Genomic DNA, 14347 nt, shown 5'->3' with positions numbered 1-14347 from the left:
GCCTGTTTTCAGGGATGCTTGACGCTGCGCAGGGGGGCAACTTTCCCCTCACGCAGCGCGTTAAGCACTTGAGCTTTGGGTCCATCACTGACGAGTCTGCCTTGGTCCAGGACAATGATCCGGTCGACGATGTCGAGCATGCTCGTTTTATGTGTCATTAATATCAGGGTCTGTTCCTTTCCCAGCGCTCCGAGTTGTTGCTTTAGCTGTATCTCACTGCGATTGTCCATCGCACTCGTGGGTTCATCCATCAGAAGAACCGGTGGCTCGGATAACCAGGCCCGGGCGATGGCAATTGCGTGGCGCTGGCCACCGGACAGCATGGTGCCACCTTCTCCGACCTGTCGATCCAACCCTTCCGGCTCATGATTGCTGAAGTCCGTTACTCCCGCACGGTGAGCCGCTCTTAGTAGGCTTTGATCATCGACCTGTGGACGACCAAGCTGGATGTTGTCGCGAATGCTGCCGTGGAAAAGGTGTGGCTCTTGAGGCACGCTGCCAATGTTCCGCCGGACATCGTTGGGGTGGAGCTGAAGAATGTCGATGTCGTCCAGGCGGATTGCACCTTGAGTGGGACGGTAGAGCTTGAGAAGGAGACGCTCTATGGTGGTTTTTCCTGATCCGATCCGGCCAATGATGGCCACTTTTTCACCGGGTTTGATGGTAAAGCTGATATCACTGATTGCGGCTTTTTCAGTACCAGGGTACGTGAAGCTCACTCGGTCAAACTGGATCCGCCCGGTCAGCAGAGGCCGATGAAGATAGCGCTGTTCCGGCTCCTGTTCTTTGGGTAAAGCCATCAGTTGGGTGAGGATCTGGTAGGCACTTTTCGCCTGATTATAGCGACTGCCCAGTAGCGAGAGCTGCATCAGTGGGCCGATGGCCCTCCCACTGATCATGGTGGCGGCAATCATGCCTCCCATGGTTAAGTCACCAGCAGCGATCAGATAGACACCGGCAACGACCATGGCAGTGAAGGAGAGTTGCTGTGCCGTACCTGCACTGATCTGCAACCAGTCGGTTAGACGCTTGGTTTTGATTGACCAATGGGACAGGTGGGACACGGCTTCCTCCCACTTGTATTGAAACTGGCCCTGGGCACCGAATCGTTTGAGGGTCTCAAGCCCGGATAACGCCTCGATCAGTGTTGCATGCTTCTGGCTGGACAGCTTTGCACCCTGCTCGACGCTGTGCCTCAGCCGGTGTTGAATGAACAGGCTCTGGAGCAGCAAGACGATGACCACGATGACCGGCACCAGTACTAGGGGGCCAGCAATCAGATAGATAACCAGCAGGAATAGCAAGGCAAAGGGCACATCAATAAGGCCAATGATGGTTGTCGAAGTCAGAAACTCTCGAATGGATTCAAACTCCTGCATATGGCGGGCAAAGGCGCCGACCGAGCTTGGCTTAGCCTCCATTCGCAGCCCCATCACCTGAGCAAAGATCTTGGAGGAGAGTAACAGGTCGGACTTTTTTCCCGCCAGATCGACAAAGTAGCTTCGTAGCGCTTTTAGACCCAAGTCAAAGACTAATACGAGGCCGAGGCCGGTTGACAGCACCCAAAGGGAGTCAAAGGCGAAGTTGGGCAGTACTTTGTCATAGACGATACGACTGAATAGCGGCACGCTAAGGGCAAACAGGTTGATTAACGCCGAAGCAACCAGTACATCGCGATAGATAGGGTAGGAGTGGCGCAGGGTGGACCAAAACCAGTGTTTGCTGTTGTCGGCCAGATCGGCACTGCGATCATCATGGCGAAACAGTCGTTTGAAGATGAGCAGTTGTCCCTGGTAATTGGGCTGCCAGTGGTCGAAATCGACCCATCGTTGGGATCCATCGGCATCGGGTTCCATGATCAGCAAGTTACGCTGCTCTTGATCGACTTCTAGCACGACACATGCCCCATCTTCCAGGGGCATGATCGCGGGAAGCAGGGCGTTTGGGATGGCTTCCAAAGGATAGCGAGTCGGCTTGCAGCTGAGTCCTGCGCTCTGGGCGGCCTTGGGTAGCAACGCCAGGGTCAGTTGCCCGTCGGACAACGGCAACCCGGCGATCATTGCCTCGGGGGCATTGCCAACGCCATGATGGCGGGCAATATAGAGCAGGCATTGCAGCAAGGGATCGGTCATTGGCCTTGAGCCTCTTCCCATGAGTGGGACAAAAAGCCCTGGATCCCGTCAACGTGCAGCAGGTTGAAGACCCTGAGTTGGTTCGAGTTTTCGATACGGGTGGCAATGGTCTTAAGCCCCAGGCTATGGGCAGTACGACACAGCGAGATAAGCAGATCACGCTGTTGCTCGTCATCCAGTCGCTGGCTGTACAGGTGGTCCAGTTTGACGTAGGCCGGCGACGGGACCTCTGTCAGGTAATCCAGATTATCCAGGTGACGGCCAAAGGTATCGATCCCAAAGCCAAATCCGCTTTGTTCAATCATTTCGCAGACCATCAAGCATTCATCGCGTTGCTGGAAAAAGGCGTTTTCCGGGATCTCAAACAACAGGGTCTCATTGAGTTCATGATGGCTTTTAAGAGTTTGTTTGAGCCAGCGAACAAAGCCATGATCTGACAGGCTATAGGCCGATAGATTGATGCTCACCTTGGCTTGACGGTCCTTCTTCAGGCGCTGGATCACTTGCTCGATCACATGGCGATCGAAGAAAGCCGTTCTGTTTAATGCTTCCAGGGCGGGCAAGAACTGGTTGGCAGAGCAATACTCGCCGGGCAGTTCGATGGCACTGAACAACTCGTAATGAATCAGCTCGCCATTCAAGGTAAGGGCGGCTTGCTGGCGGAAGCTGATCTTTTGTTGTTTCAAGGCCGTCTCTACCAGTGCCTGCCATTGGCGGCGTCCCCGAGCTATCCCCTGCTGATCATGTCGTACGAGCAGAGGCAGTGTTTCACCGCTTTTTTTATGCTCTGACAGCATGTTGTCCAGTAGTGCTAAAAGTTGGGAGGGATTGTGAGGGCTTTCTATGTACAAGCCTACCAGGGTCGCGGATGTTGGGTTGAGTGCAAGAGGATCTACCTGCACGTTTTCCAGTACCTGTTGGGCCTGGTTAAAGGGACTGCGGATCGCTTCTTCCGATACCTCACGCAGTACCAGGGCCAGTTCGTCATTATTCATTCGGACCAGATGATAGCTGCCAACATTGTTGAACAACATCGACAGGTTTCTGTCCAGTGCTTCAGTGGTTGCACGGTAAGCTCGGGACTCGTGAGCGTCCAGTAGATTGGAGAGGCCGGGCAAGGCGACCAGTGCAAGAACCCCGTTGTTGCCATCCTGTACCCAGCTGTCCATCAGTGCTTGCAGTAATTGTCGGTTTCCCAGGCCCGAGAGTGGGTCGCGATAGAGACGTTTACGCAGTCGCTGGGCATCCTTGGCTTGATCGGCGAAGAGTCGGTTAAAATGGTCGGACACTGCAGTGAATGCCCTCTGTACCTGGGCAAACTCCTGAGTCTTTGCCAGCTGAACGGTGGGAGGCAGTGGTCGCTTCTCGGCGATGGTTTTACTCTGCTGGCACAGGGCTTTTAATGGCTTAAGGAGTTTCTTTAACCACAGTGCCAGCAGGGCACCGGAGGCCAGGATTAACAACAGGGTGATCAGAAAGGTTCGGCGAACACTTTGCCAGAGTTGGCGATAGGCGAGCCTGGGATCCGTTGTTAAAGTGAGGACGGCCAGAGGGCGCCACTGAATATCGAGCTGCTGCTTCTGTTCAATGGGGGAAAATAGGGGAAGCGCCTGAAACCAGTCTGGCACCTGGGTCAGTTGGGCTGAGCTGGTTCGTTCCCACAGTGGTGTACCATCAATATGGTGAATCTGCCCCGAGAGGTATTGACCGGTATCAAAATAGGCGGCCATTGTCGCCTCCAGCGCGATCCGATCGTTGGCAAGGACTAGGGGTTTGACGGCCAGCGAGGCACTGGTGAGCATGCTGCCCAGTGCCAATCTTTGTTGGTGAACAATAAACTGTCTCTGTTCGGCCAGATTGAATCCTTGCTGGATCGTCGTAAGCAGGATCAGGGCGCTAGAAAACACCAGTGCCAGTTGTCGAAATAGCGTCATTGTTCCGCTCCTAGGCCAATGGCCGGGATCCTAGGGTGTTGTCGAGAATGGACAGAATGCCATAGGGAAAAGTTGGATCCGTTGCCGACCCGTTCATCGTCCAGACGAGTTTTATTGAGCCAAAGGTTGGCAATATTGAAACTGAAGATCGGGGTTAAGTCTGGCCGCTGATCGGCGGGTACGAGCTGTTCGGTCAAGTTATCGAGCAACAGCGGGATCGCGTCGGCAGTCGGGTAGTAGGCCAGCACGACGTGGTATTCATCACGCCGCTGCGCCTTGGCATAAACCAGGCGCAGTCGGTCGGGTTCGACCCCTAACTGGCGCAAACTGTCGAATTTGGCGATGGCGAAATCTTCGCAGTCGCCCCCTCCAGCGCCGATAAATTCGCTGGCACTGGCCCAATAGTCCGCCATTCCCCACAGGGTTTCGTCGTCCAACTCCACCATGGTATTGATAAAGCGGTTGATGCCTTCAAGTTGCAGCTGGCGGGGTTGGTCTGCCAGCTGGGCAAGAGTTTGCTGCCAGCGCTCCAGACGCAACCGTGCTGCCTCACCATAGAGTAGAGCGATACGCTCGTCCCATTGTTGCGCGAGCAGCGTCGGCATCAGCAGCATGGTCGCCGCCATCGCCTTAAGGGGTTTCCACACTGTTGATATGCCAGCGCATCAAGGGCAAATCATGATAGGTGAAAAAGCGAACCTCGACCCTCCGGTTAGTGGCTTGGGCAAGGGCGTCACCCCGTCTATCTTTCAGTTCGTTTTCACCCCGGTAGTCGGTAGTCAAACGTTCGGGCGCTATGCCTGCCTGGATCAACGCATCGCGCACGGCCATGACTCGGCGCTTGGATAGAGCCAGATTGTAGTGGGGATCCGCCGGTGCACTGGTATGGCCGACCAGGGTTGCCTTGCCCTTGGGATCGGCTTGCAGGATGGTGATGGCACGGCGGATTGCTAGCTGTTGATCGACTCGGATCGCGTGTTTGTCATTGTCGAACAGGATCACTGCCGGGATGATCTTCTCGGTCGTGTGGTTGCTGGCACAGCCATCGTTGTTGACCAGGGCACCGGTGAGGGTGTCGAGGCAAAGATCCCGTTGATTGATCACGCCATCTAGATCCTGATCGGCCAGGTCCAGTTTTTGCACCATTGGGGGGAAGGACTCGGCCTGCCACAGGTTTCCGCAACCAGACAGCAAAGGTAATAGCAGTAGGGGGAGATAGAGATGCTTCATGGATGATTACCTCCGGCTTTCCATCCAGGCGGTGGGTACGGTGATCCTTAAGGCCTCAAGCAACTGCCCGGTGGCATTCAGGACCCGGTAGCGGGCTTCAATCTCATCGTATTCGGCGACGAGATAGCTGCTGCGAGCCTCAAACAGTTCGTTCTCGGTATTGAGCAGGTCAAGCAAGGTACGTCGACCGATCTCGAACTGTTTCTGGTAGGCCTGGGCCGTCTGGTAGGAGGCTTCCACATGGCCCTGTAGAAAGCCCTTTTGCTGGTCGGTAAAGCGCCAGGCGTTCCAGGCCAGACGCGTCCCTTCCTCCAGCTGACGCATGCTGTTGTCTCGCACACTCTTGGCCACGGCCAGTTGTGAAGCGCTGCGGCGTACCTCGGCGTTGTCGGCAAAGCCGTTGAACAGGTTCCATCGCATTTTGAGCATCGCGCTCAGATCATCGATCCGGCCGTCCTGTCCTCGGGTTTCCTCTTCCCAGCTTTGTTTTACCTCAATGTAAAACTCTGGATAAAAGGGGCTCTTTGCCACTTCGCGCTGGGCCACGGCCGCTTCGATGTCTTGCTGAGCCAGCTTCAAGGTGGGGTTGGTCCCCATGGCCTGCGCCAGAGCCTGGTCGAGATCGCCGGGCAGGTAGTTGCCGTCGACTTCCGGCCGGATCTGCTCAGAAGGCAGGCGGCCTACGACTCGAAGGTAGGTTTCTTGGGCGTCTTGATAGTTGTTCTGGGCTGCGATCAGGTTGCTATTCGCCCGAGCGAGACGGGCGGCGATCTGCGACATGTCGGCACTGGAGCCAACGCCCTGCTGTGTCCGTCGGCTGATGTCGTCATAGATCCGCTGGTGAGTATCGCGATTGGTTTTGGATAATCGGTAGATCTGTTCACTCTTCATCAGTGCCAGGTAGACCTGGGTCACCCTCAGGGCCAGGTTTTCGGCATCGGAAAGCAGTTGAAAGCGCTGGGCTTCGGCTTCGGCTCGCACTCGGGTCAGGTTTTCACTGGTCTCGAACCCTTGGAACAGATACTGACGCAGGGTCAGGCTGATCTCCTGGGGATCGAACTCCTCGTTGCCGTTGATCCGCGTGGTATCGCTTTCGAGTTTCTGATACCCCAGCGCCCCTTCCACATCGAGGCTGGGTTGGTAGCCGCTATAGGCCCCCTGGATCTGTGCATTGCGGCTTGCCAACTCGTTAAATGATCGGTGGATGGTTGGGTGGCTTTTCAAGGCAAATGCCACTTCCTGCTCAAGGCTTAGTGCTTGAGCATAAAGGGGGGTTACGAACAGTGCGGCGGTCGTGGGGATAAACCAGATCAACGATCGTTTCTTCATAGTTATCGTTCCCTGAGTGCGTTTTGAGAAGCTGAGCGAATGGGGCGGATCAGGTAATCCAGCACGGAGCGCTTGCCACTGATGATGTCAACGGTCGCTGTCATGCCGGGTATGATGGTGTTTTCTTTGTGGGTGCCAATGTGGCTCTTTTGAGTACGGATCCTGGCTAGGTAAAAGCTGTTGCCCTCCTCATCAGAGACGGTATCGGCGCTGATGTGCTCCAGGGTGCCTTCGAGTCCGCCGTATCGGGTGAAGTCGTAGGCGCTGAACTTGATGATGGAAGGAAGACCGGGCCGCAAGTGGGCGATGTCTTGTGGGGCGATGCGGGCCTCTATCATAAGCACGTCGCCGTCGGGAACGATCTCGACCAGATCCGCCCCGGGTTGGATCACACCGCCCAATGTGTTGACGTGGATCTTTTGTACCACGCCATTGACGGGAGAACGCACTGCGGTGCGATTGACCTTATCCTCCAGACCGACATTGCGCTCGGTTAAGGCAGCCAATTCGCCGCTGACCTGATTCAGTCTGGCTCTCTTGTCGGTTTTGAAAGCGATGGCGGCCTCGTTGCGTTTGAGGATGGCTTCGGTGAGGGCGGAGGCTAGGACAGGTAGCTGCAGTTCCGCGGATTGCAACTCCCTGAGCGTGTCGTTGGTTTGGCGTTCCAGTTTGAGGATCTCGACTCGGGAGACGACGCCTTCGTCTGCCAGGGGCCTGGTCAGATCGTACTCGTTCCTGGCTAAGGCATAGCTGTGGCCCAGATTGTCCAGCTTGGCTCTGCCTTCACGCAGCGCTTGCTGACGTTGGGTGATCTGTTGTTCCAACTGGCGCAGTTGAGCCTTGAGGTTATTGAGCTCTTGTCGATATTCCGCCAATTGTCCCTCAATCAGTTGGGTTTGTTGCCACTGGGGTGGGAAATTAGGTTTTTGCTGGGAGATCAGCAGGTCATTGCTGGGATCGCCATCCTGATTCTCTGCATCCAGGATCTGTACAGAGTGCAGTACGGCCTGCAAACGGATGGCTCGGGCCCGCAGATCTTTTTGTTGTTGTGCCTGTTCGCGAAAATCCGCTTGGAACCGGGTGTCGTCGATCTCCATCAGCAGCTGGCCTGCCCGGACCCGCTGTCCCTCTTGTACATCGAGGCGTTCTAATAGCCCCCCTTCTAAATTCTGTACGACTTGGCGCTGGGAGGAGGGGATCACCTTTCCGGGTCCACTGGTTACCACGTCCAGTTCGGAATAGTGAGCCCAAAGTGCAATGAGCAATAAAAACAGCAGGGTACACCAGAGGATCCCTCGGCCGGAGGTCGAAGGCGCCATCAGCGCTGCCACGCTGGTGTCGTCGAGAAACGCGACGTCATCCTTGCGGGGCTCCTGGCCGGTTTGGTGCATGCCGTTACCTCGTTAAGTATTTATTGAGAAGTGTAGGCAAAGATCTCACAAATGTTTGTTTTTAGGCTTTTTAAATGCTTCATCTCGGATTGGTGGGGCGCTCATTCGCACAGGTATTTTTGGGGCTTGCTGGTTCAAGCAACAGCCGCGCTTCAATAGGGGCCGCCGTCATTGGTGCGCCGCCGCTTCATTGCCGACTTGGAGGTGCCCGAATGACGTCCTGTGATGCGGCCTGAGGGGTCAGCGAAGGCATGGGTAAAAACCGAAGGTTTGAACGCGTAGCCGGGCTTATTGACGAAGCTGGGACTGCGCCGTCATCAAAGCCGACTCTGGCCCCAGCCGCTGCGGCATGGAGAGAAAGCGAGGCTAAGCACCAAATGGAGTCGAAAGGGAGTCAGGGCAGGGCGCGCAGCCTGGAGGATCCCCTTTTGTTGGCCGCTCATCCGCATCCATGCTGTCGCGGCATTGGTGCTTCCTGCACGGCACCATGCCAACGGGACAAACGGACGTTATGGGCCACAACATTCCCACGCCTGTGGCGTCCCCTAAACTGGCTGCGATGCGGAGGTGCATCCGGACCATGGGTTGCTGTATGCATTCCCCGGTAAAGTGCGAAGCACGCCTTCAATGGGGAAAGAGGGAAGCTTAACTCTTCACGAATTCAGCGATATGACGGTAAAGGCTGTCGACCCTTTCTGGCACCAGCCGTTCCAGATTCATAAAAGCGTGGGGCATGTCGGCAAAGTGATGATGATGACTCAGTACCCCGGCCAGCAGCAATCGTCTGTGGTATTGGATCCCTTCGTCCTGTAGGGGATCCAGGCCGGCGGTGATGATCAGGGTCTCGGGCATTGTGGCACTGAGGGGGCCAAGCAGGGGGGAGTGCGCGGCCCGGTCTTCACCGCACTGGAAGTACTGATCAAAGTACCAAGCGATCTTGTCTTGCTCAAGCAAATACCCCCGACCGAACTGCTGCAGTGAAGCTTGGCTTTGGGTGTAGTCCAGGCTTGGGTAGATCAGGCATTGCTTGTGGATCCTCGAGGGATTACTGGATTGATATTCTTGACTTAACTGGGCTGAAAGTGCCCCTCCTGCGCTGTCACCTGCGAGGATCCTGCTGGGTAGGTGGGGCAGATCAGCCAGCAGGGTGTCGAGCCCTTCGACAACGGCTCGGGCGTCGTCGAGTCCAGCAGGGAAGGGGAACTCAGGGCTGAGGCGGTAATCAACCGCGACGACAATGCAGTGGCATCGCTGAGCCAGTTTTCGACACATGGGATCGTACAGGGTCACGCTGCCACACATATGGCCTCCGCCATGCAGATAGATCATCACGGGCAAGGATTTGGAGGGCGCGGGATGATAGATGCGGACCGGGACCCGGTGGTGTTGGTGTGTGACCGTTCGGTCCGCTGTCCAGGTGATTTCGGGACCGTCATCATAGTAGTCACGCAAACCTTCGAGGCCCGCTCGAACGGCCTCGACGGTGAAAGGAAGCTTGGCGATCTTTGCTTGCGCAATCAGCTCATTGACACGGGATATAAAGTCTTTCAGATCAGGATGCAGCATTGGAACATCGCTCCTTGGTTGGCAGCACCAGGCCGGTTTCGGGCAAGGTGAAGCTGCCGAAGAGGAAGGTCAGGCTGAGCAGGGAGATCATCATCAGCGCCGGGGTAAAGTTTCCGTCAAACCAGTCCACCAGGTAGCCAAAGAACCATAAAGCAACGGTGGCCAGCAGGTAGCTGATGGACCAGAACAGGCTAAAGACGATGGTGATCCGCTCCGTGGTCATGCCCGGCAGCTCCTGAGGGAGGGTGATCAGGGCACTGATGGGGAAGAATACTGCGAATCCCAGGACAACTCCGATCATCGGCTGCCAGTCAGTAGGCACGACAAAGGTCAGTAGCACAATACACAGGCTAATGGCCGCACCGCTGAGCTTCATCACCGGCAGACGCAGCGGTGATCGCTGGCTGTGGAGGATCCCGGCCAAAGTGCCAAAGATCCCGGCGCCGATCACCCATTTGGTCGCTTCGAACCCCGCCAAGGGGTAGAAGGTAAAGAGACAGATGTAGAAAGCGAGTAGGCCGGAGTATGTCAGGGCGTAGCGCCAGCAAAAGGGATCTTTCAGTCCCTGCCAGTATCCGTAGTGTCGTGCCCCCCTTAGTTTTGGGGAGTGAGGGATACCCTGTGAGGGAACAAGAAGCCAGAGCAGGGTCACGGCCAAACTGAGCAGGGAAAACAGTGCCAAGGTCATACGCCAGTGGCCGGTGAGTAGGGTGATCTCGTCAACAAACCAGAATACGAGAGCAGTCCCTATGTTAAAGGCAACCGCGTTAAGGCCATTGATCCGGGGCCGTTCGTGGGGTTGGAAGTAGCTTAATATGTAGGGATTAAAGTAGACCACCATAAAGGCGCCGCCCAATCCCATCAGGAAGCGGCAGAGTAGGAGGAGATCAAATGCTTGAACAAAGGGAGTCGCGATCCCGACCACCACGAGTAGGGCTGCGATAAAAAAGGCCCACTTTAGGCCCATTTTCAGGGCCAGGGCGGCGGCAGCAAAGGTACCGGCGATCTTGGCCAGGGTGACGGCTCCGCTGAGTAGGCTCGCATCGGCCCAACTGTGGATCTGCGCCTGGGCCATGATAGGTTCCATGTATACGGTTCCGCCAACCCATGCCATGGCAAACAGCAGGTAGTTCAGAAAGAGCAGTGCCTCGATAAAATACTTGTTGTCTGTTCGCATGGCTGAAATAAGTGCAGATGTGGTGTAACGTTTCAGTAGTTAAAGTAACGAATGATTTTGTTAATTGAGTTAGTACCTTAGTGCTAGCTCAGGAGGAGCCAAGGATGGCTGAACAGGTGCAGATTGACCCCGGCTACGTGGCCGCAGCCTCGGTGGCTTTTTTCGCGGTATTTTTCTTCCTGGCCTGGATGGCGGGACGTCGCCCCCAGTGGGTAGGCCGTCCCTGGCTGTTGACCCTGAGTCTGGCGGTCTGCTGCACCAGTTGGGCGCTGTATGGCACCGTTGCTCAGGCGGCGCAGTCGGGCTGGCTTATCTCGCCAATTTTTATTGGCACGCTGGCCATGGTACTGCTGGGTTATCCGGTATTGGCCAAACTCGTCGCTGTGAGCCGCCGCCAGAATGTCACTTCCATCGCCGATTTTCTGGCCGGGCGCTATGGCCATTCCTCTGGGCTGGCAGTGATTGCCAGCCTGGTTTGTCTGATAGGGGTTGTGCCCTACATGGCGTTGCAATTGCGCGCCATCGGTCAGTCTTTTGATGTGTTGGTTGGTCAAGCCTTGGCCGGGTGGGACACCGTGTTTATGGTGACTCTGTTGATGGCGGCGTTTTCTTTTGTGGTTGGAACGCACCGTTTGTCGGCCACGGAGCACAACCCAGCGTTATTGATGGGGATTGCCTTTGCCAGTGCCTTCAAGTTACTGGCAATCTTGCTGGTGGGCGGCACTATGGTATGGGTGTTATGGTCTCCTGAAGACTGGCCTTTGCACATGACGCAATGGCATGCGTTGCCAGGATTGGAAACCAATCGCTGGGTAGGGCTGACACTGCTTGGCGCCCTGACTCTGTTTTGCCTGCCTCGCCAATTTCATGTCCTGGCCGTTTCGGCACACCCGTCTGGTGCGTTGCGCAGTGCGCGTTGGCAATTTGCGCTCTATCTGGTGCTGATCAACCTATTCGTCTTACCCATAGCTTTACTGGGAAAGCTGCACCTGCCAACCGAAGTGTCGGCAGAAAACTATGTGTTACTTTTGCCTCTGGTCCTAGGTCATCCCGGGCTTGCCTTATTGGCTTATCTGGGAGGACTCGCTGCAGCGGCCGGGATGCTGATCCTAAGTTCCATCGTGATGAGCACCATGCTGACCAATGAGATCCTGGTACCTTGGGGACTGGGACGGGGACGCTCAGCCGGAGGGAAAGAGCGGCTCTGGCTTAAGCGAGCCCGACAAGGCATGAATGTTCTGCTCCTGTTGTTGGCTTATTTGTTCCATCGTTGGAGTGGCAGTGGCAGTGTTCTGGTGGATCTGGGCTTGCTGGCTTTTGTCCTGCTGGCACAATTGGCCCCATTGATGTTGCTTGGCCTTTATTGGCGTGGGGGAAGTGCCAGTGCGGCGATCGGCGGTTTGCTGGCCGGCAGCCTGGTGGCGGTGTTGACTCTGCCGATGCTGCCTATGGGCCAGATGTTTGAGAGCTTGAGTTTACTGGATGCTTGGGATCCTATCACTCGTTCCATATTGCTCTCTTTTAGCGCCAATCTAATGGTGTTTTTTCTCTTATCTTTCCTCGAACAGCCCTCTTTCAGCGAAGAACAACAGGCTCAGGCGTTTGTGGGTGAAGCTCACTTATTTGTTGATACGGCGACGGGGTTGGACATGAGCAGGCTGGAAACCTTGCTCGAACGTTTTACTGAACCGGCCCAGCGCTTGGAGTTGTTGTCGGGATTTGAGGGGCTGGCGCGGGATGCCCAGGTGCCCGTTGCATTACTGGAGCGGGTGACCCATTTGCTCAATGGGATCTTGGGGACGACCTCAACGGCCATGGTGCTTCGGGCGGCTCAACAGGACCAGGGAGCCCTGTCTTCGGTTGTTGAATTGGTGGATGAGGCGCAGCAGCTGCTGCGCTTTAACCGAGAACTACTGCAAGGTGCGGTCGAGAACATCGAGCAGGGGTTGGCAGTGGTGAACTCGGATCTCCAACTTGTGTGCTGGAATCACAAATACATTGAGCTGCTTGGGTTTCCTGATGGCCTGGTGCGCCAAGGGGTTGCCATCGAGGAGTTGCTGGAGAACAGCCAGGGAGGGGAGAAGCCTGAGGTGCATCGACAGATCCAGCGGCGTCTCGATTATATGCGGGCGGGCTTGCGCTACAGCCAGCGTCATGGGACGGAGGGAGACAGAGTTCTGCAGGTGATGGGCAATCCCATGCCCGGTGGCGGTTATGTGATCACCTATGCCGATGTGACGGCCGATGTAGAGGCTCAGGCGGTGTTGGAGCAGCGTGTTGCTCAACGGACCCAGGCACTCGAACTGGCCACTAAGGAGGCGGAGCTGGCCAACCTGAGTAAAACGCGTTTTTTGGCGGCGGCCAGCCACGATCTGATGCAGCCATTTAGCGCCCTGACGCTTTTGATCTCAATGATGAAGCAGAAGGTGGCGGGGACCGAATTGGCGCCCATGACGGCGCAATTGGCTCAGTCTCTGGAAGCGCTAGAATCCCTTTTGTCGGATCTTGTCTCAATCTCCCGACTGGATGCCCGGCGAGAACAACCGTCGATGCAGCCGGTGGCGGTGCACGAGTTGGTCGGCTGTTTGTGTGGTGAATTTGAACTGTCGGCCCGGGAGAAAGGGATCCGTTTGCACTATGTGGCAAGTCGAGCCTGGATCAATACCGATAAGGCGATGCTGCGCCGGGTGATACAGAATCTGTTGGCCAATGCGATTCGCTATACGCCGACGGGGGGACGTATCTGTGTTGGGGTGCGGCGGCGGGGTGAAGCCTTGGGTGTGCAGGTATTGGATACCGGCCCTGGGATCCCGAAAGACAAGCAGCACCTGGTCTTTCAGGAGTTTGAACAACTGGGGAGCGGTGGTGAAGGGTTAGGGCTGGGCCTGGCGATCGTAGAGCGGATCACCCAACTGCTGGATTTGCCTCTGATCTTGAATTCAACCCCGGGGAAAGGCACTCAATTTGAGGTACGTGTGCCCAGGATCGCGATACAAGGAGCCCCACCGCAAGAGGTATCCGACATGGTTTCTGCCGAGTCGCTGGCACCACAGCGAGAGCGAGTGGCAGTGATTGATAATGATCCTCTGGTGCTCCAAGCCTTGCAGACCTTGTTGCAAGGGTGGGGGTGTGAGGTATTGGTTGCTGCGGATCGTCACTCTTTGGAGCAATGCCTCCGTGTCGCGGCCTGGCAAGGTGAGCAACCGGATTTGCTGGTCGTGGACTATCACCTAGGAGAGGAGAAAGGGACCAACCTGATCCGGGCGATGAGAAAGAGCTGGGGCTTTCAAGTGCCTGCCATCGTGTTATCTGCCGATCCTTCGGAGTTGGTGCGTCAGGATACCACCGACTGTGATGCGGTCTTTATGCGAAAGCCGGTTAAGGCACTGGCACTCAAGCAGCAGATCCGTCGCGTGATGCAGGCGCAGATGGCGTAACCGATAAGTCGGATATCCCTAAAGACTTCGGAGGGATTGTCAAAGTGTTGAGTTCAAGCCGTGCTTGGCCCTGATCAAGGCTGCAGTTTATGGCGATTGCCTTCGAAGCATGAACAAGTGCAGCCATGTTGAGTGGGAGTGGATGGCGTGC

Annotated in this window: 9 protein-coding genes; 1 reads left to right on the top strand and 8 read right to left on the bottom strand. The window is 56.0% G+C overall.

Features of this window, described 5'->3' with window-relative positions; all coding sequences use genetic code 11:
* Positions 1–8: 8 nt before the first annotated feature.
* From AC2D8U_RS06830 to AC2D8U_RS06795, 8 genes are all read right to left on the bottom strand, one after another.
* Positions 9–2132: a type I secretion system permease/ATPase gene (locus AC2D8U_RS06830; RefSeq protein WP_484618309.1), complete on the bottom strand. Its 2124-nt coding sequence runs from the start codon at positions 2130–2132 to the stop codon at positions 9–11.
* On the bottom strand, positions 2129–4066 hold the full coding sequence (locus AC2D8U_RS06825; RefSeq protein WP_484618308.1) for a bifunctional diguanylate cyclase/phosphodiesterase: 1938 nt from the start codon (positions 4064–4066) through the stop codon (positions 2129–2131). Before AC2D8U_RS06825 ends, AC2D8U_RS06830 begins: the two co-directional genes overlap by 4 nt.
* A complete protein-coding gene (locus AC2D8U_RS06820) occupies positions 4063–4713 on the bottom strand; it encodes a transglutaminase-like cysteine peptidase (protein ID WP_484618307.1) in 651 nt (216 codons plus the stop codon). Before AC2D8U_RS06820 ends, AC2D8U_RS06825 begins: the two co-directional genes overlap by 4 nt.
* Positions 4697–5296 carry an OmpA family protein gene (locus AC2D8U_RS06815; RefSeq protein ID WP_484618306.1) on the bottom strand — a complete coding sequence of 200 codons (600 nt, stop codon included), beginning with the start codon at positions 5294–5296 and terminating at the stop codon, positions 4697–4699. The genes AC2D8U_RS06820 and AC2D8U_RS06815 overlap by 17 nt, the downstream gene beginning before the upstream one ends.
* A gap of 6 nt (positions 5297–5302) precedes the next feature.
* Entirely contained in the window at positions 5303–6625 is a 1323-nt protein-coding gene (locus AC2D8U_RS06810; protein ID WP_484618305.1) for a TolC family outer membrane protein, read from the bottom strand.
* A gap of 2 nt (positions 6626–6627) precedes the next feature.
* Positions 6628–8016: an HlyD family type I secretion periplasmic adaptor subunit gene (locus AC2D8U_RS06805; RefSeq protein WP_484618304.1), complete on the bottom strand. Its 1389-nt coding sequence runs from the start codon at positions 8014–8016 to the stop codon at positions 6628–6630.
* Positions 8017–8661: 645 nt separating this feature from the next.
* Positions 8662–9582, bottom strand: coding sequence for an alpha/beta hydrolase (locus tag AC2D8U_RS06800; protein WP_484618303.1), 921 nt, complete (start codon positions 9580–9582; stop codon positions 8662–8664).
* Positions 9569–10759, bottom strand: coding sequence for an MFS transporter (locus tag AC2D8U_RS06795; RefSeq protein ID WP_484618302.1), 1191 nt, complete (start codon positions 10757–10759; stop codon positions 9569–9571). Before AC2D8U_RS06795 ends, AC2D8U_RS06800 begins: the two co-directional genes overlap by 14 nt.
* A gap of 104 nt (positions 10760–10863) precedes the next feature.
* Here AC2D8U_RS06795 and AC2D8U_RS06790 point away from each other — a divergent pair, with 104 nt between their 5' ends.
* A complete protein-coding gene (locus AC2D8U_RS06790; protein WP_484618301.1) occupies positions 10864–14196 on the top strand; it encodes a hybrid sensor histidine kinase/response regulator in 3333 nt (1110 codons plus the stop codon).
* Positions 14197–14347: the final 151 nt, after the last annotated feature.

It is taken from the genome of Ferrimonas sp. YIN67, from assembly GCF_057219095.1.
Note: the sequence above shows the minus strand (reverse complement) of the source record. Positions and strands in the feature narration are given on the sequence as shown.

What these genes read in the sequence shown, in the direction of transcription:
- AC2D8U_RS06830 (WP_484618309.1), bottom strand. Translation starts at nt 2,132, where the DNA reads ATGACCGATCCCTTGCTGCAATGCCTGCTCTATATTGCCCGCCATCAT.
- AC2D8U_RS06825 (WP_484618308.1), bottom strand. Translation starts at nt 4,066, where the DNA reads ATGACGCTATTTCGACAACTGGCACTGGTGTTTTCTAGCGCCCTGATC.
- AC2D8U_RS06815 (WP_484618306.1), bottom strand. Translation starts at nt 5,296, where the DNA reads ATGAAGCATCTCTATCTCCCCCTACTGCTATTACCTTTGCTGTCTGGT.
- AC2D8U_RS06810 (WP_484618305.1), bottom strand. Translation starts at nt 6,625, where the DNA reads ATGAAGAAACGATCGTTGATCTGGTTTATCCCCACGACCGCCGCACTG.
- AC2D8U_RS06805 (WP_484618304.1), bottom strand. Translation starts at nt 8,016, where the DNA reads ATGCACCAAACCGGCCAGGAGCCCCGCAAGGATGACGTCGCGTTTCTC.
- AC2D8U_RS06800 (WP_484618303.1), bottom strand. Translation starts at nt 9,582, where the DNA reads ATGCTGCATCCTGATCTGAAAGACTTTATATCCCGTGTCAATGAGCTG.
- AC2D8U_RS06795 (WP_484618302.1), bottom strand. Translation starts at nt 10,759, where the DNA reads ATGCGAACAGACAACAAGTATTTTATCGAGGCACTGCTCTTTCTGAAC.
- AC2D8U_RS06790 (WP_484618301.1), top strand. Translation starts at nt 10,864, where the DNA reads ATGGCTGAACAGGTGCAGATTGACCCCGGCTACGTGGCCGCAGCCTCG.